The organism is Variovorax boronicumulans (assembly GCF_030812215.1).
Taxonomy (GTDB): Bacteria; Pseudomonadota; Gammaproteobacteria; order Burkholderiales; family Burkholderiaceae_C; genus Variovorax; species Variovorax boronicumulans_C.
This window is the reverse complement of sequence record NZ_JAUSSG010000006.1, coordinates 435,440-455,121: the sequence shown is the minus strand read 5'-3', so window position 1 is coordinate 455,121 and position 19,682 is coordinate 435,440. Positions and strand designations below refer to the sequence as shown.

Annotated in this window: 20 protein-coding genes; 12 read left to right on the top strand and 8 right to left on the bottom strand. The window is 67.3% G+C overall.

Annotated elements, in window-relative coordinates; genetic code table 11:
* Window positions 1-362: 362 nt before the first annotated feature.
* Window positions 363-905: a hypothetical protein gene (locus tag J2W23_RS18790; protein ID WP_307649791.1), complete on the bottom strand. Its 543-nt coding sequence runs from the start codon at window positions 903-905 to the stop codon at window positions 363-365.
* Between the two features lie 110 nt (window positions 906-1,015).
* On the opposite strand from J2W23_RS18790, the gene J2W23_RS18785 reads away from it, so the two are divergent.
* The gene (locus tag J2W23_RS18785; RefSeq protein ID WP_307649790.1) at window positions 1,016-1,996 is read left to right on the top strand and encodes a LysR family transcriptional regulator; all 981 of its coding nucleotides are present in this window, start codon (window positions 1,016-1,018) and stop codon (window positions 1,994-1,996) included.
* A gap of 14 nt (window positions 1,997-2,010) precedes the next feature.
* Here the strand turns inward: J2W23_RS18785 and J2W23_RS18780 are convergent, their stop codons facing one another.
* Entirely contained in the window at window positions 2,011-2,184 is a 174-nt protein-coding gene (locus J2W23_RS18780) for a hypothetical protein (RefSeq protein ID WP_307649789.1), read from the bottom strand.
* Window positions 2,185-2,310: 126 nt separating this feature from the next.
* Between J2W23_RS18780 and J2W23_RS18775 the strand changes: the two genes are divergently transcribed.
* Window positions 2,311-3,117: a metallophosphoesterase gene (locus tag J2W23_RS18775; protein WP_307649788.1), complete on the top strand. Its 807-nt coding sequence runs from the start codon at window positions 2,311-2,313 to the stop codon at window positions 3,115-3,117.
* 204 nt (window positions 3,118-3,321) lie between these two features.
* Complete coding sequence (locus J2W23_RS18770) at window positions 3,322-4,692, top strand: amidase (protein ID WP_373423955.1); 1,371 nt, start codon at window positions 3,322-3,324, stop codon at window positions 4,690-4,692.
* Window positions 4,693-4,699: 7 nt separating this feature from the next.
* Here J2W23_RS18770 and J2W23_RS18765 read toward each other — a convergent pair whose 3' ends face one another.
* Both J2W23_RS18765 and J2W23_RS18760 read right to left on the bottom strand, forming a co-directional pair.
* Entirely contained in the window at window positions 4,700-5,320 is a 621-nt protein-coding gene (locus J2W23_RS18765) for a TetR/AcrR family transcriptional regulator (protein ID WP_176660968.1), read from the bottom strand.
* Between the two features lie 88 nt (window positions 5,321-5,408).
* Window positions 5,409-6,143: a GntR family transcriptional regulator gene (locus J2W23_RS18760; RefSeq protein ID WP_307649786.1), complete on the bottom strand. Its 735-nt coding sequence runs from the start codon at window positions 6,141-6,143 to the stop codon at window positions 5,409-5,411.
* Window positions 6,144-6,429: 286 nt separating this feature from the next.
* On the opposite strand from J2W23_RS18760, the gene J2W23_RS18755 reads away from it, so the two are divergent.
* From J2W23_RS18755 to J2W23_RS18720, 8 genes are read left to right on the top strand one after another with little or no spacing between them, the layout of a single operon-like run.
* Window positions 6,430-7,761: an aromatic ring-hydroxylating dioxygenase subunit alpha gene (locus J2W23_RS18755; RefSeq protein WP_307649785.1), complete on the top strand. Its 1,332-nt coding sequence runs from the start codon at window positions 6,430-6,432 to the stop codon at window positions 7,759-7,761.
* 10 nt (window positions 7,762-7,771) lie between these two features.
* Window positions 7,772-9,217 carry a glutamine synthetase family protein gene (locus tag J2W23_RS18750; protein WP_307649784.1) on the top strand — a complete coding sequence of 482 codons (1,446 nt, stop codon included), beginning with the start codon at window positions 7,772-7,774 and terminating at the stop codon, window positions 9,215-9,217.
* 5 nt (window positions 9,218-9,222) lie between these two features.
* Window positions 9,223-9,546 carry a 2Fe-2S iron-sulfur cluster-binding protein gene (locus tag J2W23_RS18745; RefSeq protein ID WP_176660972.1) on the top strand — a complete coding sequence of 108 codons (324 nt, stop codon included), beginning with the start codon at window positions 9,223-9,225 and terminating at the stop codon, window positions 9,544-9,546.
* A 48-nt stretch (window positions 9,547-9,594) separates the two neighbouring features.
* Window positions 9,595-10,794, top strand: a complete 1,200-nt coding sequence (locus tag J2W23_RS18740; protein WP_307649783.1) for an ABC transporter substrate-binding protein — start codon at window positions 9,595-9,597, stop codon at window positions 10,792-10,794.
* 38 nt (window positions 10,795-10,832) lie between these two features.
* Window positions 10,833-11,693, top strand: a complete 861-nt coding sequence (locus J2W23_RS18735) for a branched-chain amino acid ABC transporter permease (RefSeq protein WP_307649782.1) — start codon at window positions 10,833-10,835, stop codon at window positions 11,691-11,693.
* Window positions 11,690-12,652, top strand: a complete 963-nt coding sequence (locus J2W23_RS18730) for a branched-chain amino acid ABC transporter permease (RefSeq protein WP_307649781.1) — start codon at window positions 11,690-11,692, stop codon at window positions 12,650-12,652. The genes J2W23_RS18735 and J2W23_RS18730 overlap by 4 nt, the downstream gene beginning before the upstream one ends.
* On the top strand, window positions 12,649-13,410 hold the full coding sequence (locus J2W23_RS18725; protein ID WP_307649780.1) for an ABC transporter ATP-binding protein: 762 nt from the start codon (window positions 12,649-12,651) through the stop codon (window positions 13,408-13,410). Before J2W23_RS18730 ends, J2W23_RS18725 begins: the two co-directional genes overlap by 4 nt.
* On the top strand, window positions 13,403-14,125 hold the full coding sequence (locus J2W23_RS18720) for an ABC transporter ATP-binding protein (RefSeq protein WP_307649779.1): 723 nt from the start codon (window positions 13,403-13,405) through the stop codon (window positions 14,123-14,125). Before J2W23_RS18725 ends, J2W23_RS18720 begins: the two co-directional genes overlap by 8 nt.
* Window positions 14,126-14,140: 15 nt before the next feature.
* Here the strand turns inward: J2W23_RS18720 and J2W23_RS18715 are convergent, their stop codons facing one another.
* From J2W23_RS18715 to J2W23_RS18705, 3 genes are all read right to left on the bottom strand, one after another.
* Entirely contained in the window at window positions 14,141-14,506 is a 366-nt protein-coding gene (locus J2W23_RS18715; RefSeq protein ID WP_307649778.1) for a hypothetical protein, read from the bottom strand.
* Between the two features lie 97 nt (window positions 14,507-14,603).
* Entirely contained in the window at window positions 14,604-15,761 is a 1,158-nt protein-coding gene (locus tag J2W23_RS18710; protein WP_176660979.1) for an ABC transporter substrate-binding protein, read from the bottom strand.
* Between the two features lie 86 nt (window positions 15,762-15,847).
* Window positions 15,848-17,425: a phospholipase D family protein gene (locus tag J2W23_RS18705; protein WP_176660980.1), complete on the bottom strand. Its 1,578-nt coding sequence runs from the start codon at window positions 17,423-17,425 to the stop codon at window positions 15,848-15,850.
* 69 nt (window positions 17,426-17,494) lie between these two features.
* On the opposite strand from J2W23_RS18705, the gene J2W23_RS18700 reads away from it, so the two are divergent.
* Complete coding sequence (locus J2W23_RS18700; RefSeq protein WP_307649777.1) at window positions 17,495-18,724, top strand: nucleoside recognition domain-containing protein; 1,230 nt, start codon at window positions 17,495-17,497, stop codon at window positions 18,722-18,724.
* Here the strand turns inward: J2W23_RS18700 and J2W23_RS18695 are convergent.
* A complete protein-coding gene (locus tag J2W23_RS18695) occupies window positions 18,721-19,674 on the bottom strand; it encodes an AraC family transcriptional regulator (RefSeq protein ID WP_307649776.1) in 954 nt (317 codons plus the stop codon). The two genes, J2W23_RS18700 and J2W23_RS18695, sit on opposite strands and share 4 nt — an antisense overlap.
* Between the last annotated feature and the right edge of the window lie 8 nt (window positions 19,675-19,682).

Genomic DNA, 19,682 nt, shown 5'->3' with positions numbered 1-19,682 from the left:
GAAGCTGTTTCAGCGGAGCCTTCGATTATGCACTGTTTTTTGCAATCCAGTCAACTTCGAAGAATCTTTTTATCAGCCAACTATCAGCAACCACCTCTTCCAAGGCAACCACCGAAACACTACTTGAGCGTCATCAGCCGAGCCCACGAGTATACATCGAGATTTCGGGTTAACGCTACCCTTGGCGAGATTTTGTTCTTGATCCTCAGCACCGCGTATGCGTGTAGACATGGGCAGCGCCCGCACTCCCCTACTTGCTACTTATATACAGGGAAGCGCAGCCGCACCCCAGGCATCGAGATCGACACGCGCATGAAAAAGCCGCCCGGAGGCGGCTTCTCTATCTCAAGCGTTAACTCAGCTTAGTAGTAGCGCGAGCTGTTCATGCGGCGCATTGCTTCATAGAGCGTCGGCATGCGTGCTTCCTGCGAACGGGCGCTCATGCGGGCCAGTGCGTCGACCTTGGCAACTGCAGCCGCGGGCACGGTGCCTTCCGATTGCTGGCGCCACACGGCGGCTTGCAGTTCCTGCATCACGCGCGGGTCATTCTTCGCGGTTTCCATGAAACGGGCGTCGGCACGGGCCGCAGCACGGCGTTCAGCGGCTGCGTGCCAGAGGCCAGCGATGCTGCTCTTGCGCACCGAGCTTGCGAACAGCGCAAACAGCGCGATCGCTGCGAGGCAGAAGATGGCCCATGCGGCAAGCAGCGCGCCCTCGTTCCAGTTGGAGACGAGCGTGTCGGCGACCACCAGCACAGCTGCTGCGATAGCAACGATGAACAGTGCGATAAACGGACGGGCGCCTTCGGCGCCGGCCCGCGCGGCCTGGATCTGCTCGAAAAGAACCTCGGCGCGACGGACGCCAGGATGGACGGTAGGTTGGTCAACGTGGACAAAGCTGGTCATGGTGCGATCCCTCCGGGGATGAATGGCAACGAGTGCCGATGCCGTGATATTAGGGGTTACCCTAATACTTTGCTACTTTATCTTTCTGATGTTTATCATTCACATCGCTGATGGACGTCAACTTTCGCACGCTCGACCTCAACCTGCTTCGCGTCTTCGACGAGGTGATGGCGGAGCGCAACCTCACGCGCGCAGCTCGCAACCTCTCTATTACCCAGCCCGCAGTAAGCAATGCGCTGCGGCGCCTGCGGGAGGTGATGGGTGACGAACTGGTGCGCCGCGCCGGCGCCGGTGTGGAACCCACGCCACGCGCCCTGGCGCTCTGGCCCACCGTGCGCGATGCACTGCGCCAGCTGCAGCACACCCTGGCCCCAGGCGAATTCGATGCGGCGACTGCCGACACGACTTTCCTGCTGGCCATGGCCGACGCCACTGCGGCGGAGCTGATCCCCGGCCTGGTGCAGATCGCCGAAAAGGAGGCCCCCGCCATTTCCCTGCGCGTGCTCCCACTGACCACCCGCGATCCGCGCCGGATGCTGGAGAACGAAGAGGTCGACATGGCGATCGGCTACTTCCCGGCGGTCATCGCCAGCTTGGCGGCGCGAGGCCAATCGGGAGTGGGGGTGCCGTTCGAGACCCAGCGGCTCTACCTGGGCCAATATGTGTGCGTGATGCGCCGCGGCCATCCGCTCGCGAATGCGCCGCTCACGCTGGACGACTACTGCACGGCGCGGCACCTGCTGGTGAGTTTTTCGGGACGGCCCTACGGCTTCATCGACCAGACGCTGGGCGCCATGGGGCGCGAGCGGCGCATTGTGGTGACGGTGAATCAGTTCTTCACGGCGGGCCGGGTGGTCGCCAACTCAGACCTCCTGACCGTGCTGCCGCGCCACTTCGTGACCGTGACAGGCATCGACGACCAGTTGGTGCTGCGCGACCTGCCCTTCGACCAGCCCCCGGTGCACGTGGATGCCATCTGGCACCGGCGCGCCCAGCACGGGCATGCGCATGAGTGGCTGCGGACCGCGCTGTTGCGGTCGGCCGCGGCAGCCTTCGCGGGCTCGATCCTCGGGCAGAAGGTGCCCGACTGACCGGCGCTGGACGATCAGCGGACGACGCTGAGCCAGGCGGATGCGGCTGCGCGCAGTTCCTGCGCGTGATGCGCACCGCGACCGGCGCGGACGTCGGCGCTTTCCATCAGCGCGGCGGCGTGGCTGGCCGGTGCGTTGTCGCTGGAGGAACGGAAGAAACGGGCCACTTGGGCGAGGAGGCTGAACATGGTGTTGCGCGGCTTATGGCTGTGCTCTGAGTGGTTGATGCTCCAAGATTAAGGGTTTTCCCTAGGAATACAACCCTGACGTTATGCGCTTCATGCATGGGGCAATTCACCTAGACTGGCCCGACGATGAAGCTGCAACTGCTCTCCGACCTGCACCTGGAGTCCCATCCCCGCTTCCACGCCGAGCCGATCCCGGGCGCCGACATGCTGGTCCTGGCCGGCGATATCGGCTCCTATCAGGAAGGCTCCCGCCTCGAAGACACCGATTTCGGCCTGGGCCGCTTTTCGCCCCGCAACGGCTGGCCGGTGCCCGTCATCTATGTGCCGGGCAATCACGAATACGACAACGCCGACTTCGACGAGACGCACGACCGGCTGCGCTCGCTCTGCGAGGAGCTCGGCATCCAGTGGCTCGAGCGCGAAACCCTCGTCATCGACGGCATCCGCTTCGTCGGCACCACGCTCTGGGCCGACTTCGACGCGCTGGTGGAGCCCACCGACGGCTTGGCCGAGGCGCTCAAGAAGCGCGGCAAGGCGATGCGCGCGGCCGATTTCTATCTGGAAAAGATGGCCACCCGGCGCCACGGCGAGATCTTCCTGTCCGGCCCGCTGCGCGAGCAGGCGCTGGTGTGCCAGGCATGGCTGCGACAGGCGCTGGCCGAGCCGTTCGACGGCACCACGGTTGCCATCACGCACTTCGCGCCGACGCTGGCGAGCGCCGATCCGCGATACGGCCTGACGCCCGGCACCGCCGGCTTCTGCAATTCGCTCGACGAATTGCTCCCGTCCGCCCAGCTCTGGCTGCACGGCCACCTGCACTGCGCCTTCGACTATGTGAAGGACGGCTGCCGCGTGGTGGCCAACCCGCTGGGCTACAAGCGAAACGGCGAGCAAGAAGGCTATCGCCCCGACCTGCTGATCGAAGTGCGCTAGCCGCGGCGCCGCCGTAACCGCCAGCTACCGTCTCGTCGCACAGGGTCTGTAGACTGGCTCGGGCCCACCCTGGAGAGAGACATGGCACAGCCGCAACAACGCCGCACATTCCTTCAACAATCGGCCGGCGCCGCAGCGGCGGTCGGCATGCTGTCCGTGCTGCCGAAGGCACTGGCGCAGCCGTCCGCCGCCGGAGGCAAGGCCATGGGCCGGCTCTCGATGGCCGAGATGTCGCGCCGCCTCGCAGCCGGCTCGCTGACCAGCAGCCAACTGGTCGAAGAAGCGCTGGCCGCCATCCAGAACCCCGCGGGCGAAGGCGCGCGCACCTTTATCCAGGTGCACGCCGCGTCGGCCCGCAGTACTGCGGCGCGGCTGGACGCCGAGCGCAAAAGCGGCCGCGAGTCCGCCTCGCCGATTTCCGGCATTCCGATCTCCCTGAAGGACCTGTTCGACGAGGCCGGCATCACCACGCTCGGCGGCTCCACGGTGCTGGTCGGCCAGCCGCCGGCCCAGCGCGATGCCATCGTGGTCGAGCGGCTGCGGCGCGCGGGCGCGATCGTCATCGGGCGCACCAACACGGTCGAGTTCGCCTACACGGGCCTGGGCATCAACCCGAACTACGGCACGCCGAAGAACGTCTACGACCGCGCGACCGGGCGCATTCCCGGCGGCTCGACCTCGGGCGGGGCCATCTCAGTGACCGACGGCATGGCGGCCGGCGCCATCGGCACCGACACCGGCGGGTCGCTGCGCATTCCCGCGGCGCTCAACGGGCTGGTGGGCTTCAAGCCCACGCAGCGTCGCATTCCGCTGGATGGCGTGATGCCGCTGTCGACCTCCTTCGACTCGGCCGGGCCGATGGCGTGGACGGTGGAAGACTGCGCCCTCCTCGATGCCGTGCTGGCCGGCGAACTGCCGCGCACGCCCAAGGCGATCTCGCTGCGCGGTCTGCGCTTTGCGGTGCCGAAGACCTTCTTCCAGGACGATCTCTCGCCGTCCGTTGCCGCCGCGTTTGCCTCCGCGCTCTCGAAACTGTCGGCCGCAGGCGCCACGGTGACCGAATTGCCGATGACCGAGTTCGCCAAGGCGCCGACCATCAACCCGCGCGGCATGATCACCGCCTCGGAGGCTTACGCCTGGCACCGCGAATTCATCAAGACGGGTGCCGCCAAGTACGACCCGCGGGTGCTGGCGCGCATCAAGACCGGCGAGACGATCACCGCGCCCGACTACCTGCAGCTGCAGGCGCTGCGCCGCCAGTTCATCCGCTCGATCAACGCCGCGGCCGCCGGCTACGACGCAATGCTGATGCCCACCACGCCCGACGTCGCTCCGCCGATCGCCGAGGTGATCAAGGACGACGAGACCTACTACCGCATCAACGGCCGCATGCTGCGGAATCCCTCGGTGGTGAACCTGTTCGATGGCTGCGCGCTCTCGGTGCCCTGCCATGACGCGGGCACCGCGCCGGTCGGACTGATGGTGGCCGGCATCGGCAACACCGATCACCGGCTGCTGGCGGTGGGCGCGGTCGTGGAAGCGGTGGTGACGCCGCGGCGCGGCATCAACGGCTAGGGCCCGTTCAGCGCGAGGCCAGGCCGTCGAAACAGGTAGCGAGCACGAGCTCGACGATTTCCGCATCGCTCTGCAAGCCACCGGCCTTGAGGAAACCGAGCACCGGATCGCAGGCGCGCGCGAACAGCGTATAGAGCACGGCAATCGCGGGCAGCTTCGGGTTCAGCGTGCCATCGGCCTGAGCGGCCTGGATCCAGCCGCCGAGCGTGTCGCTGATCGCGACCAGCCGGTCGAGGTATCCGCGGTTGTTCATCAGCGCAGCGCGCAAGATGGAGTTCTGGTGCGGCAGCGAGGGCATCTCGCCGGCCAGCTGTGCTTCCATGGCCCAGCGCACCACCGCACGCAGCTTGTCGATGGGCTTCTGGTCGGCCTGCACCGACGCCAGAACATCCTGCGTGCGCTGCATGAGGCGCACCATCGCGGCGGCCGCGAGGTCTTCCTTGCTGGGAAAGTGCTTGTAGAGGCTGGCCTTGGCGATGCCGACGGAAGCTGCCACTTCGTCGACCGTCATCGATTCGAAGCCCTTCTCGGCAAGCAGGCGATTCGCGGTCTGCACGATGGCCTCTTCGCGTGCCTGCAGCATCTGTTCCTTGAACGAGGGCTTGGCGGGGGCGGCAGCGGTGGTCATGCGGAAATTCTAGTCTTGGCCGTCGCCGATCAGACGGTGCGAGTGCGGAAATACCATCCAGTCTTCGTTGCAGACCAACCGGTTCCACTCAGGCGTTGCGCCCTTTGGAAACCAGCTTGATGCCCGGCATCAGCTCGGCCGCGAGCTCGGGACGCTCCAGCGCGTAGTCGAGGTTCATGCGCGCGATCTCGACGTGCTCTTCGCCCAGCGCCTGCGCGCGCGAGCCCTGCCCGCGCTCGATGGCCTGCACGATCGCGTGGTGCGTGCGGTGCGCCTGGCGCATCCACTGCTGGCCCTCTTCCATCGACGACTGCATCGGCAGCATCGCGCTCGGCGCGGCGAAGGGCTGGCCGCCGAGCATGTCCATCACGCGCTTGAGCGCGAGGTTGCCGCAGCCTTCGACGATCAGTTTGTGAAAGCGGTCGTTCATCTCGACGTAGGCCGCGTAGTCGTCGATTTCCATGGTGGGCTTGTTGACCGCCCTGTCGCCGGCGTCCAGGCAATCCTTCAGGTCGCGCAGCAGCTGGCGAGGTGCGCCGTCCTCGGCCAGGAGGCGCGCCGCAAAGCCTTCGATCACGCCGCGCACGCGAATGGCGTCGGCCACTTCCTGGGAAGTGAAGCGACGCATCTGGTAGCCGCCGCTGGGCGATTGTTCGATGAGACCTTCGTGCTCGAGGCTGGCGAGCGCCAGGCGCACCGGGGTTCGCGAGGCTTCGAGCTTCTCGGCGAGCGGGATCTCGGCCAGCCGCTCTCCGGGCACGAATCCGCCCTTGAGGATCAAGTCGCGCAGTTGCACGAGCACGCGGGATTGTTGAGAGTCCATCGGGAGGCGCCGGGAGCAGGGAATGAGCGGATTCTAGGAGACGGGGCCGCCATTGCACGCAGCTTATTTGCCTTGGCTCGGTTGTTGCATGCACTTCTGCACAACATGTGTCAAAAACACACGCCATGCTCAGAGTTAACCCTGATCCAGACCGCTTCGAGCCCCGAAACAGGGCAAAACCGCAGATGAAAGTTTGACCCGGATCCAGGATCACCAAGACAATGCATACAGTTGCATGCAATGCCTGCAGACCCCTTTCTGAAGCACCCACGATGGAGCCCGCACGATGATCAGCGCCGAGCAAAACGATTTCATCACCCGCGTCGGACGCGACGCGCCCGCCGGCAAGCTGCTGCGCCGCTACTGGCAGCCGGTGGCCCTGACCGACGAACTGGCGGGCCCGCGCCCTGTCAAGCCGGTGAAGCTCATGGGCCAGGACTTCGTGCTGTTCCGTGACGAAAACGGCCAGCTCGGCATGCTCGACCGCGACTGCCCGCACCGCGGTGCCGACCTCGCCTTCGGCCGGCTCGAAAACGGCGGCATCCGCTGCGCCTTCCACGGCTGGCTGTTCGACGCCAAGGGCAACTGCTTGGAAACCCCCGCCGAACCCTCCACCAGCAAGCTGTGCAGCCGCATCAAGCAGTCGGCCTATCCGGTGGTCGAGAAGGCCGGCGTCGTCTTTGCATACATCGGCGAGGGCGAGCCCCCGGCCTTCCCCGACTTCGATTGCTTCGTCGCGCCCGACAGCCACACCTTCGCGTTCAAGGGCCTGTTCGAATGCAACTGGCTGCAGGCGCTCGAAGTGGGCATCGACCCCGCGCACGCCTCGTACCTGCACCGCTTCTTCGAGGACGAGGACACGTCGGAAAGCTACGGCAAGCAGTTCCGCGGCGCCTCGGCCGACTCCGACATGCCGATCACCAAGGTGCTGCGCGAGTACGACCGGCCCGAGATCAGCGTGGAGCCCACCGACTACGGCTTCCGCCTGAAGGCGCTGCGCAAGCTCTCCGAAGAAACGACACACGTGCGCGTGACCAACGTGGTGTTCCCGCAGGCTTTCGTGATCCCGATGAGCGCGGAAATGACGATCTCGCAGTGGCACGTGCCGGTCGACGACACGCACTGCTACTGGTACGCCATCTTCACCAGCTTCACCGGCCCGGTCGACAAAGAGCAGATGCGCGACCAGCGCCTGAAGCTCTACGAGCTTCCCGACTACACCTCGCGCAAGAACAAGCGCAACAACTACGGCTACAGCATCGACGAGCAGTTGACCGAAACCTACACCGGCATGGGCGACGACATCAACGTGCACGACCAGTGGGCGGTGGAGTCGCAGGGCGCCATCCAGGACCGCACACGCGAACACCTGGGCAGCACCGACAAGGGAATCATTGCCTACCGCCGCGCGCTGGTGAAGGCCATCGAGGCGACGCTGGCCGGTGAGACCGCGCCGATGCTCATCGACGCCGCCCAGGCCCGCACGCTGACCGGCCCGCCCTCCATCGACGGCATCGGCCACGTGGTCGACGAAGCGGCCACCGAGACCTACTGGCAGGAGGCCGACCGCGCGCGGCGCCTGAAGTCCGACTGGGCCTCCGCACGGCTCGCCGCCTGAGTACGCCGCCATGAGCAGCAACACATTCGTCGACCGCTTCGGTCTCTGGTCCGACGACCAGCACGCACAGGCGCGCGAACTGGTGCGCCGCCTCGACAGCGGCGAGGTCGACCTCGTGCGCTTCGCCTGGCCAGACCAGCACGGCATCCTGCGCGGCAAGACCCTCGTCGCCACCGAAGCGCGCTCGGCGCTGTGGGAGGGCGTGAATCTCACCTCCACGCTGCTCGCCAAGGACACCTCGCACAAGACCGTGTTCCCGGTGTTCACCCAGGGCGGCGGCTTCGCCATCGAGGGCCTGCAGGGCGGCGCGGACTTCACCATCGTGGCCGACCCCGCCACCTTCAAGGTGCTGCCCTGGGCGCCGCGCACCGGCTGGCTCCTGTGCGACGCCTACATGGCCGACGGCAAGCCCTGCCCGTTCGCGACGCGGCAGATCCTGCAACGCGCGGTGCGCCAGCTCGACGAGTTCGGGCTCGACTTCATCGCCGGCCTCGAGGTCGAGTTCCACGTCTTCAAGCTGGACGATGCGCGCATGGGCCTGGCCGATTCGGGCCAGCCCGGCGAGCCGCCGCGCGTGTCGCTGCTCTCGCACGGCCATCAGTACCTCACCGAGCTGCGCTACGACCGCGTCGACGGGCTGATGGAGCTGTTGCGCTCGAACCTCGTCGCGCTCGGCCTGCCGCTGCGCTCGCTCGAGATCGAATTCGGCCCGAGCCAGTTCGAGCTGACCTTCGGCCCCACGGCCGGCGTGATGCCCGCCGACACCATGGTGCTGCTGCGCAGCGCGATCAAGCAGATCTGCCAACGCGCCGGGCTGCATGCGAGCTTCATGTGCCGGCCGAAGATTCCGAACGTGATGTCCAGCGGCTGGCACCTGCACCAGTCGCTGCGGCGCAAGAGCGACGGCGTGAATGCGTTCATGCCAGAGGCCGAGGGCCAGGACCTGAGCGAGATCGGCATGCACTACCTCGGCGGCCTGAAGGCGCACGCCTCTGGCGCGGCCGCACTCGCGAGCCCCACGATCAACGGCTACCGGCGCTACCGCCCCTTCTCGCTCGCACCCGACCGCGCGATCTGGGCGCGCGACAACCGCGGCGCGATGCTGCGCGTGCTCGGCGGCGTGGGCCAGAGCGCCTCGCGCATCGAGAACCGCGTGGGCGAGCCGACGGCCAATCCTTACCTGTACCTCGCATCGCAGCTGTTCTCGGGGCTCGACGGCATCCGCAACAGCATCGACCCCGGTCCCTCCGCCGATGCCCCGTACGAAACGCCCGCCGAGCACCTGCCCCGCTCGTTGAGCGACGCCCTCGCCTGCCTTCGCCGCGACGAGATGCTCAACACGCAGATGGGCAAGGTCTTCATCGACTACCTCTGCCATATCAAGGAAGCGGAAATCGCCCGCTTCAACCTCGAAGTCAGCGAGTGGGAACACCGCGAGTACTTCGACATGTTCTGAACCCCATGCCCACCATCCACTACATCCTCAAGGACGGCACCACGCGCGCGGTCGACGCCAAGGTCGGCGCCAGCGTCATGGAGACCGCCATCCGCGGCAACGTGCGCGGCATCGACGCCGAGTGCGGCGGCTGCTGCTCCTGCGCGACCTGCCACGTCTACGTGGACGACGCCTTCGCCGACCTGCTGCCGCCGCCCGACGACATGGAAAGCGCCCTGCTCGAAGTCGTCGCGTCCGAGCGCCAACCCACCTCGCGCCTGAGCTGCCAGCTCAGCGTGACAGCAGCCCTCGATGGCCTGAGGGTGCGCGTTCCAGAGTCACAGGTCTGACGCACACTCGCCCGCTCCGCATCCATTCCACCTGAAAGGCGTTTTTCCATGACGACGATGACGAAGAGAACCGTTCTCTCGACCCTCCTGCTCGCCGGCTTCGGCATGCTGGGCACCGTGGCCGCGCACGCAGCCGGCGAGCCGCTGCGCATCGGGCTCATTGCCACCTACTCCGGCCCCTACGCCGACTACGGCCGCCAGTTCGACGCCGGCATTGCGCTGTACCTGAAGGAGCACGGCGGCAAGGTGGGCGGGCGCACCGTCGAGATCATCAAGAAAGACACCGCCGGCCCCGCGCCCGATGCCGCCAAGCGCATCGCGCAGGAGCTCATCGTGCGTGACAAGGTGAGCATCCTCACCGGCCTGGACTTCAGCCCCAACGCGTACGCCGTGGGCGCCATCGCCACGCAGGCCAAGATCCCGACCATCGTGATGAACGCGGCCTCCTCGGCCATCACCAACAGCTCGCCCTACGTGGCGCGGCTCTCGTTCACCGTGCAGCAGGTCACCGACCCGATGGCGCGCTTCATGCTCAAGGATGGCATCAAGGACGCCTACACCGTGGTCGCCGACTACGCCTCGGGCGTCGATGCCGAAACCGCCTTCAAGAAGACCTTCACCGCCGGCGGCGGCAAGGTCTCGGGCGAGGTGCGCACGCCGATGAACAACCCCGACTTCTCGGCCTACGTGCAGCGCATCAAGGACGCCAAGCCCCAGGCCGTGTTCTTCTTCTTCCCCTCGGGCGTGATGCCGCCGGCCTTCCTGAAGGTGTGGAAGGAGCGCGGCATGGAGCAGGCCGGCATCAAGCTCTACGCCACCGGCGAAGCCACCGACGACAGCTACCTGGACGCCACGGGCGACGTGGCGCTCGGCCTGGTCACCAGCCACCACTATTCGTTCGCGCACAACTCGCCCAAGAACCGGAAGTTCGTGAAAGACTTCGCCGCCGACAACGGCGCCAAGCTGCGCCCCAGCTACTTCGCCGTGACCGCCTACGACGCCATGGCCGCCATCGACCTCACGCTGCAGAAGACCGAGGGCGACGCGAGCGGCGACAAGTTCATGGACGCGCTGCGGGGCCTGCGCTTCGAGAGCCCGCGCGGCCCGATCGAGGTGGACCCACTCACGCGCGACATCGTGCAGACCGTCTACATCCGCAAGACCGAGCGCGTGAACGGCCAACTGGTGAACGTGGAGTTCGACAAGTTCGACCGCGTGAAGGACCCGGCCAAGGAAAGCTCGAACTAAGTAAGCACATCGGCACGCAGCGCAGCAGCAGGAGGCCCATGGGCATCGTGATCTTCGACGGGGTGGCCTACGGCATGCTCCTGTTCCTCATCGGCGTGGGCCTGTCCATCACGATGGGTTTGATGAACTTCGTCAACCTTGCGCACGGCAGTTTCGCGATGGTGGGCGGCTACGCGGCGAGCCTGCTGATGAACCACTGGGGGCTCGGCTTCGGGCTCTCGCTGGCGGCTGCCTTCGTGTCCGCGGCGCTGGTGGGTGCCGCACTGGAGTTCGTGTTCTACCGGCGGCTGTACCGCGCACACCCTCTGGACCAGGTGCTGCTGTCGATCGGCGTGGTGTTCGTGTCGATCGCCGCGTTCACCTACTTCTTCGGGCCGACGATGCAGCCGTTCGCGCTGCCGACGGCGCTCGACGGGCAGGTTTCCATCGGTGGGCTCGAAGTGGGCCGCTACCGGCTCTTTCTCATCGTCTGCGGCGTGGCCGTGCTGGCCGCCCTGCTGCTGGTGCTGGGCAAGACGCGCTACGGCGCCATGGTGCGCGCGGCGGTCGACAACCAGCGCGTGGCCGGCGGCACCGGCATCCATGTGCAGCGCCTTTTCTTTCTCACCTTCTCGCTGGGCTGCGGCCTCGCGGGGCTGGGCGGCGCGCTGAGCCTGGGCATGCTGGGGCTGGAGCCGTCGTTCCCGCTCAAATACCTCGTCTACTTCCTGATGGTGGTGTGCGTGGGCGGCGCGGGCACCGTCACGGGGCCGTTCATCGCGGCGCTGCTGGTCGGCATCGTCGACGTGGCGGGCAAGTACTACTGGCCTGAAGCCGGCGCCTTTCTCATCTACGTCTTCATGATCGTCATGCTGCTGGTGCGGCCCAACGGCATCGTCGCGAAGAAGGGGCTCGCATGAAAGCCCTCACCGTTTCTCCCGCGCAGTTGCGCATCGCCGAAGTCGCCTTCTGGCTCGCGCTCGCGTCCAGCTTCTTCCTCTTGCCCGACAAGCTCACGCTGATGAGCCAGATCATGATCTTCGGGCTCTTCGCCGTGTCGCTGGACATGGCGCTCGGCTACGCGGGCATCCTCACCGTCGGGCACGCGGCCTTCTTCGGCGCGGGCGCGTACGCGGCCGGCCTGCTCGCCAAGTACGGCTGGAGCGAACCCTTCACCGGCCTTGCCTTCGCGCTGGTCGTGAGCGGCGTGCTCGGCTACGCACTCAGCTACCTCGTGGTGCGCGGCGCCGACCTCACGCGGCTGATGATCACCATCGGCGTGTGCGTGCTGCTGTACGAGCTGGCCAACCGGCTCTCGGGCATCACCGGCGGCACCGACGGGCTGCAGGGCGTGGTCATCGCGCCGGTGCTGGGCCTCTTCGATTTCGACCTCTACGGCAAGACCGCATTCGGCTACGCCTTCGGCGTGGTGCTTGCGATGTTCCTCCTGGTGCGGCTGGTGCTGCGCTCGCCGTTCGGCCTGGCGCTGCGCGGCATCCACGACAGCAGCAAGCGCATGACGGCCATCGGCTCGCCGGTGGAGGCGCGCCTGCGCATGGCCTATGCCTTCTCGGCCGCGGTGGCCGGCGTGGCGGGCGCGCTGCTCGCGCAAACCACGCAGTTCGTGGGTATCGAATCGATCGGCTTCAACCGCTCGGCCGAGGTGCTGATCATCCTGGTGCTCGGCGGCACCGGGCGCCTGTACGGCGGGATGATCGGCGCCATCGTCTACATGCTGGTGCACGACGGGTTCGCGGACATGAACCCGCAGTACTGGATGTTCTGGCTCGGCATCTTCCTCATCGCGGCGGTCATGCTGGGACGCGGCGGGATCATGGGCGCGCTCTCGCGGTTCGTGCGGACGGGGAAGACGCGATGACATCCACCCATACCCTCCGCACGCACGACCTCGGCATCCGCTTCGGCGCCTTCCATGCGGTGAGCGAAGTGAACCTCTCGCTCGAACCCGGCGCGCGGCAGGCGCTGATCGGTCCCAACGGCGCGGGCAAGACCACGCTCATCAACCTGCTCACCGGCGTGTTCAAGCCCACGAGCGGGTCGATCCACATGGGCGGGCGCGACATCACGCGCCTCTCGGGCGACAAACGCGCGCGCATGGGCCTTGCGCGCACCTTCCAGATCAACACGCTGTTCCCGAGCCTCACGCCGCTCCTGTCGGTGGTGCTGGCGATCAGCGAGCGCGAAGGGCTGGGCGCCACCTGGTGGCGGCCGCTCAAGGGCTGCACGGCGGTGTTCGACGAGGCGCATGCGCTGCTCGGCACGCTGAAGCTGGACAGCCTGGCCGATGTGCCGGTTTCCGAGCTGGCCTACGGCAAGCAGCGGTTGCTGGAGATCGCGCTCGCGCTTGCCGCCAGGCCCCGCATCCTCCTGCTCGACGAACCCGCGGCCGGCGTGCCCGAGGGCGAGAGCGGCGAACTCTTCGAGGCCATCGCGGCGCTGCCCGACGACATCAGCGTGCTCTTCATCGAGCACGACATGAAGCTCGTGTTCCGGTTCGCCCGCCGCATCTCGGTGCTGGTGGGCGGACGCATCCTCACCGAAGGCACGCCCGCCGAGATCGGCGCCGATCCGCGCGTGCGCGAGGTCTACCTTGGAAGCTCCCACCACCATGCCTGAAGCGCTCGCCTTCGACCACGTCACCGCCGGCTACGGCAACGCCGTGGTGCTCGACGGTCTCGACTTCTCCCTGCAGCAGGGCGAGAGCCTCGCGATCCTCGGGCGCAACGGCGTGGGCAAGACCACGCTGCTCGAAACGCTGATGGGCAACACCCGCGTGATGCAGGGCGCGATCCGCTGGCAGGGCGCGGACATCACGCGCTGGCCCTCGCACCAGCGCGTGCGCGCGGGCCTGGGCTGGGTGCCGCAGGAGCGCGAGGTGTTCCCCTCGCTCACCGTCGAAGAGAACCTCACGGTGATCGCGCGGCTCGGTGGCTGGAACCTGAAGCGCGTCTACGACTTCTTTCCGCGCCTGCGCGAGCGCCGCGGCAACTACGGCAACCAGCTCTCGGGCGGCGAGCAGCAGATGCTGGCCATCGGCCGCGCGCTGATGACCAACCCCAAGCTCCTGCTGCTCGACGAGCCGATGGAAGGCCTCGCGCCGATCATCGTGGAGGAACTGTCCGCGGCGATCCGGCGGTTGTGCGAATCGGAAGGCCTGGCGTCGATCGTGGTCGAGCAGCACCCGGTGCTCGCGCTGGAGATGACGCACCAGGCCATCGTGCTGGAGCGCGGCACCGTGGTGCACGCCGGCTCGAGCGCGGGGCTCGCTGCCGACAAGAATCTGCTCGAAGGGCTGCTCGGCGTGGGGATTGCCGAAGACGTGGCGGGCTGAACGAGCCGCCCGGCGTCAGGCCAGGGCTTCCTGCTTCAACCGCTTCGCGCAGACCGTGAACCGCCATGCGGCCAGGCACGCCGCCACGAAGCTCAAGGCCCACGAGATGCACAGGTACGCATACATGATGAAGGCCAGCCCGATCTGCAACACGGGCTTCCAGAACGAAGTGCTTTCGCCGAGGAGGTAGAACTCCGCGAGGGCGTGAACGCCCCACCACACGGCCAGCGGAAGCGCCGCCACGCACAGTCCATAGACAAGGCTGGCGGTCATCGGGCCCACGCGTCCTCGGGCGACGGCGCGATGGCCGACTTGATAGAGAACGACGCTCAGCACCACGGGGGCAGCCAGGCCGAAGGAAATGCAGAAGTCGAGGACCATGCGCGCACTGTAAGGTCGCGCCCCCCGGAAACAGGCCGGCGTCCCCGGAGTACCGATGGACGCTACCGCGCGCCACGGCACGCGGTACGAAGCCGGATCAGCTCAGCATCTGCCCGCGGCTGCCGATCACGGCCACGTCCACGAACTGGCCGCCTTCGCGGTTGGTGCGGCCGTAGTGCAGCTTCATGCCACCCAGGTCGAAGTTCTCGATGCTGGCCATGCCCGCCATCACCGAGGCGCGCGTGGGCGAACCACCGGCGCGGCGCAGGCCCTCGGCGAGCACGGCGGCGTTGATGTAGCCCTCCAGGCTCGTGAGCGAGAAATCCTTGGTGCCATTGGCCACCATGTCGGCCTGGTAGCGGCGCACGATCTCGAACTTGGTCGAGTACGGCGAGGGCACCACGATCACGAAGCCGAGACCCCGCGCGAGGTCGCCCATGGCGGACAGCGCGCTGGCGGTGATCGAGAGGCCGTAGGCCGAGCTGTTGCCACCGGCATCGCGCAGCGCCTTCATGAAGACCGGCGCCGTGCCGGCCAGGCCGATGATCACGACCTGCGGCTTGGCCTTGGCGATGGCTTCGGCCGCGGGGCCGACTTCCATGCTGGTGGTGTTGGGCGTGGTCGCGATGACGGCCGGCTCCAGCTTCGCCTTCGCGAGCGCCGCCTTGAACGCCGCCAGCACCGACTGGCCCAGCGGGTCGTTCGAATGCACGAGACCGATGCGGCTCTGGCCCAGGACGGCCGCCGTGGTCACCAGCTTCTCGACTTCCTGGTCGTAGTTCACGCGCACCCAGAAGGTGTTGGGCGCGGTCTTCTTGCGCAGCGCGACGGTGCCGGTGATCGGGCCGACCACGGCCATGCCGGGCACGGCGTCCATCACCTCCGAGGTCTGGCGGGTGCCCAGCGGGTGCAGCAGCGCGAGCACCGAGCTGTCCTTCTCGAAGGCCAGTGCGTTGGCCTTGGCCACCTCGGGCTTGAAGGTGTCGTCGGCCATGACCAGTTCGACCTTGGTGCCGTTGAGACCACCCGACTTGTTCAGCGCGTTGAAGAACGCACTCGAGCCCTGGAAGAGCCCCTGGCCGTTGGCCTTTTCGACGCTGCTGTTGTCGAAGGTGGTCCCGATGCGGATCGGCTTGCCCTGCGCGAAGGCCGGCATGCCCAGGCCCGCGGCGGCGGTTGCAGCCAGGCCGGTCAGCACACGGCGACGGCTGGTGGTGGGCGGCGCAAGGAACACGCGCTGCTCGGGAACGGTCATGGTCGAGGTCTCCCCAATTCGGTGACAAAAGTACACATTTCAATCAGAAATGTAACGCACGTCACCGTGCCGGAGATGACAGCCGGCTACAGCAGCTCTTCGCCCACGATGGGCAGCAGCAGCCAGTTCTTGAAGCGCAGCCAGAGGAATTCGCCGGGCTCGTCTTCGTGGACGATGTCGCCGCCGGCATCGTCGTATTCGAGCCACTGCACGCGCCGGCCGTTCGGGCCCAGGCGCAGCCGGTAGCCGAGGTTCACGCGCTCGCCCGTCATGAGCTGGTTGTAGTCGCGCACCAGCTCGGGGCTGTCGATGACCAGCCCGACCTCGGTGTTGACGGCGGCCGAGCGGTGGTCGAGATTCATCGAGCCGACGAAGAAGCGCTCGTTGTCGACGATCGCGAGCTTGGCGTGCAGCCGGCTGATCGACTTGCCGAAGTCGCCGAAGCGGCCCGAACGCCCGGTGAGCGTGGGCGCGATCTCGAAGATGGTCACGCCGATCTTCAGCATGTCCGCGCGGTAGCGCTCGTAGCCTGCGTAGGCCAGCGGCTCGTCGGTCGCGCCCAGCGAGTTCGTCACCACCGTGATGCGGCCACCCTTGGCGATGCAGGCGCGCATCTCCTCCATGCCCTTGGGCCCCGGAATGAAGTACGGCGAGGCGATCGTGACCTCGCGGCGCGCCGCATTGATCACGCTCAGCGCGCCTTCGGTCACGCTGCCCGCATAGGCCTCCTCGGCCTTGCGCGTGATCTTCTCGGGGTCGTCGATGAACAGCGTGCCCAGCGCCCAGTAGCGGTCGATCTTGCCGGTGATGAGCTGCTCGCCGACGGGCGACTTGTTCAGCACGTCGCGCGGGCGGATCGGTACGTCGGGCACGGCCGTGCGCACGATCTCGTCGAAGCGGCGCTGCGCGGCTTCGGGCGCCGTGCGCAGCGGCGCGATGCGCTCGATGGGCCAGGCGTGCGAGCTGTTCCAGTAGCGGTCGAACCCCTCGGACATCTGCCGCACGACCGGGCCGCTGGAGATCACGTCCATGTCGATGAAGTTCGCGGCCGTGCTGCGCATGAAGTACTCGTTGCCGATGTTGCGTCCGCCCGAGACCGCGAAACTGTTGTCCGCGATCAGCATCTTGTTGTGCATGCGGTGGTTGATGCGGCCGAAATCGGTGAGCGAAAACAGGAGCCGCGTGGTCAGCGAGTTGGCCCGCGACGGCAGCGGGTTGAAGAGCCGCACCTCCACATTCGGAAAGGCCGAGAAGGCGCTGAACACCTCGTCCTCGCCTGCCGTGTACAGGTCGTCCACCAGGAGGCGCACGCGCACGCCGCGCGCCGCGGCCTCGCGCAGCTCCTTCAGGAACAGCAGGCCGACGTCGTCCTTCTGGATCAGGTAGTACTGCACGTCGAGCGACTTCTCGGCATGGCGCGCCAGCGAGATGCGCGCATCGAACGCGAAGGCGGCCTCGGGCAACAGCCGGAAACCCGATAGCGCGGTGGAGTTGCCCGGCACGTCCTTGGCCGCGAGCTGGCCGAGTTCGGTGTTCGCCACATCGGTGAAGGCCACGACCGGCGAGCGCGGCTCGGGCGGCGGGAGGCTCGCGCAACCGGTCAACCACGCAGCCGCAAGCACCCCCAGGAGGGTGGCGAAACTGCGGACGAAGGAGGCGCGCATGGGCCGAACTGTAGCGCGCAGCGCGCATGCGCGGCACCCTATGATCGCGCCGACAAAAAGGAAAAAAGCGTGCTCAACGGCTTGTGGCTGGGTTTCTTCGGGATGGCGGCGGTCGCGGCGCTCGTGCGGTGGCTCGTCGGCGGCGATCCGGCCGTGTTCGCGGCGCTGGTCGAGAGCCTTTTCGCGATGGCGCGGCTCGCGGTCGAGGTGATGGTGCTGCTGTTCGGCACGCTCACGCTGTGGCTCGGGTTCCTGCGCATCGCCGAGGCGGCGGGGCTGGTCGGCTGGCTCGCGCGGCTGCTCGGTCCGCTGTTCCGGCGGCTCATGCCGGGCGTGCCCGCGGGGCACCCGGCGCTCGGGCTCATCACGATGAACTTCGCGGCCAACGCGCTCGGGCTGGACAACGCCGCCACGCCCATCGGCCTGAAGGCCATGCGCGAACTGCAGCGGCTGAACCCCGATCCGGTCACCGCCACCAACGCGCAGATTCTTTTTCTTGTACTTAACGCCTCATCGCTGACGCTGCTGCCCGTCACCATCTTCATGTACCGCGCGCAACAGGGCGCCCCCGACCCGACGATGGTGTTCCTGCCGATCCTTCTGGCGACCAGCGCATCGACACTGGTCGGACTGCTCACGGTGGCCATCGCGCAGCGCCTGCGGCTCTGGGACCCGGTGGTGCTGGCCTACCTGATCCCGGGCGCGCTGGTGCTGGGCGGCTTCATGGCGCTGCTGGGCACGCTGTCGGCGGCGGCGATCGCCTCGCTCTCCTCGCTGATGGGCAACCTGGCGCTCTTCGGCGTGATCATCGTGTTCCTGGCGGCCGGCGCGATCCGACGCATCAAGGTCTACGAGTGCTTCATCGAAGGCGCCAAGGAAGGCTTCGACATCGCGAAGAACCTGCTGCCTTACCTGGTCGCGATGCTGTGCGCGGTCGGCGTGCTGCGGGCCTCGGGCGCGCTCGACCTCATCCTCGACGGCCTGCGCTGGCTGGTGACCGCCGGTGGCTGGGATTCGCGCTTCGTCGATGCCATGCCCACCGCGCTGGTCAAGCCCTTCTCGGGCAGCGCGGCGCGCGCGATGCTGATCGAGACCATGAAGAGCCAGGGTGTCGACAGCTTCCCGGCGCTCGTGGCCGCCACCATCCAGGGCAGCACCGAAACCACCTTCTACGTGCTGGCCGTGTACTTCGGCGCGGTCGGCATCCAGCGCGCGCGGCACGCGGTGTCGTGCGCGCTGCTGGCCGAGCTGGCGGGCGTGGTCGCGGCGATTGCGGTGTGCTACTGGTTCTTCGGCTAGGTTTCCTGCGGGGCGACCGCCGCACGGTTTCCCGCCGCGCGCAGCGCCTGTCGATAGGCGGTGGGAGAACTGCCCGTGACGCGCTTGAATGCGTTGCTGAATGCGCTTTCGGAGGTGTAGCCCAGGCTCTGGGCCACGACCGCGACGGCCTTGTTGTCCTCGCCCAGGGCCCGCTCGGCCAGGCGCATTCGCCACTCGGTCAGGTACGTCAGCGGCGCCACGCCGGCCACCGCCTTGAAGTGCGAAGCGAACGTGGTTCGCGACATGGCACAGGCGCTGGCCAGATCCTCCAGGTGCCAGGCGCGCGCCGGCTCGTCGTGCATCAACCGGAGGGCCGGCGCAATGCGCGGCTCGCTCAGCGCCCGCAGCCACCCCGCGACGAGAGGCCCCGAAGTTCCCAGGTGTGCGCGCAGGATCTGGATGAACAGGAGCTGCGCGAGCTGTGCCGCGGCGAGCTGCGCCCCCGGTTGTTCCTGCGTGCGTTCCTGCACGAGGTGATCGAGCAACCAGCGGAAGACCGGCGCCTGCGGTGCCGAAGCGCGGACATGGATCCAGGGAGGGAGCGCATTCAACAGCAACGGCCCGCTGACGGGGTCGAGCAGCACGTGGCCGCCGATGTGCGCGAACGCGCTGCCATCCCCCAACTGCGCCGTTGAGCGGCCCGCGCCCGAGAAAAGGCCCATGGCATCGACCGGCTCGACGTCAGGGTCGCTGGACAGGATGGACCAGCGATGCGCCGACAGCAGCCCCACGTCACCGGTCTCGAAGCGCGCGGGCTCCGGCACGCCTTCGACGCGAACCCAGCAGTGGCCCTTCACGACGGCGAAGAACTTGATCTTGTCGGGCGCTGGAAAACGGATGGCCCAGGTTCCGCCGGCCGTGAAGCCACCGGTCACCAGGCTCTGCGCATGGGTCAGCTTGAGGATGTCGGAGAAGGGATCGGCACTCATCTTCGTAC

What these genes read in the sequence shown, in the direction of transcription:
- J2W23_RS18785 (WP_307649790.1), top strand. Translation starts at nt 1,016, where the DNA reads ATGGACGTCAACTTTCGCACGCTCGACCTCAACCTGCTTCGCGTCTTC.
- J2W23_RS18695 (WP_307649776.1), bottom strand. Translation starts at nt 19,674, where the DNA reads ATGAGTGCCGATCCCTTCTCCGACATCCTCAAGCTGACCCATGCGCAG.
- J2W23_RS18755 (WP_307649785.1), top strand. Translation starts at nt 6,430, where the DNA reads ATGATCAGCGCCGAGCAAAACGATTTCATCACCCGCGTCGGACGCGAC.
- J2W23_RS18775 (WP_307649788.1), top strand. Translation starts at nt 2,311, where the DNA reads ATGAAGCTGCAACTGCTCTCCGACCTGCACCTGGAGTCCCATCCCCGC.
- J2W23_RS18760 (WP_307649786.1), bottom strand. Translation starts at nt 6,143, where the DNA reads ATGGACTCTCAACAATCCCGCGTGCTCGTGCAACTGCGCGACTTGATC.
- J2W23_RS18710 (WP_176660979.1), bottom strand. Translation starts at nt 15,761, where the DNA reads ATGACCGTTCCCGAGCAGCGCGTGTTCCTTGCGCCGCCCACCACCAGC.
- J2W23_RS18790 (WP_307649791.1), bottom strand. Translation starts at nt 905, where the DNA reads ATGACCAGCTTTGTCCACGTTGACCAACCTACCGTCCATCCTGGCGTC.
- J2W23_RS18745 (WP_176660972.1), top strand. Translation starts at nt 9,223, where the DNA reads ATGCCCACCATCCACTACATCCTCAAGGACGGCACCACGCGCGCGGTC.
- J2W23_RS18740 (WP_307649783.1), top strand. Translation starts at nt 9,595, where the DNA reads ATGACGACGATGACGAAGAGAACCGTTCTCTCGACCCTCCTGCTCGCC.
- J2W23_RS18725 (WP_307649780.1), top strand. Translation starts at nt 12,649, where the DNA reads ATGACATCCACCCATACCCTCCGCACGCACGACCTCGGCATCCGCTTC.
- J2W23_RS18720 (WP_307649779.1), top strand. Translation starts at nt 13,403, where the DNA reads ATGCCTGAAGCGCTCGCCTTCGACCACGTCACCGCCGGCTACGGCAAC.
- J2W23_RS18780 (WP_307649789.1), bottom strand. Translation starts at nt 2,184, where the DNA reads ATGTTCAGCCTCCTCGCCCAAGTGGCCCGTTTCTTCCGTTCCTCCAGC.
- J2W23_RS18730 (WP_307649781.1), top strand. Translation starts at nt 11,690, where the DNA reads ATGAAAGCCCTCACCGTTTCTCCCGCGCAGTTGCGCATCGCCGAAGTC.
- J2W23_RS18705 (WP_176660980.1), bottom strand. Translation starts at nt 17,425, where the DNA reads ATGCGCGCCTCCTTCGTCCGCAGTTTCGCCACCCTCCTGGGGGTGCTT.
- J2W23_RS18715 (WP_307649778.1), bottom strand. Translation starts at nt 14,506, where the DNA reads ATGGTCCTCGACTTCTGCATTTCCTTCGGCCTGGCTGCCCCCGTGGTG.
- J2W23_RS18765 (WP_176660968.1), bottom strand. Translation starts at nt 5,320, where the DNA reads ATGACCACCGCTGCCGCCCCCGCCAAGCCCTCGTTCAAGGAACAGATG.
- J2W23_RS18735 (WP_307649782.1), top strand. Translation starts at nt 10,833, where the DNA reads ATGGGCATCGTGATCTTCGACGGGGTGGCCTACGGCATGCTCCTGTTC.
- J2W23_RS18750 (WP_307649784.1), top strand. Translation starts at nt 7,772, where the DNA reads ATGAGCAGCAACACATTCGTCGACCGCTTCGGTCTCTGGTCCGACGAC.
- J2W23_RS18770 (WP_373423955.1), top strand. Translation starts at nt 3,322, where the DNA reads ATGGGCCGGCTCTCGATGGCCGAGATGTCGCGCCGCCTCGCAGCCGGC.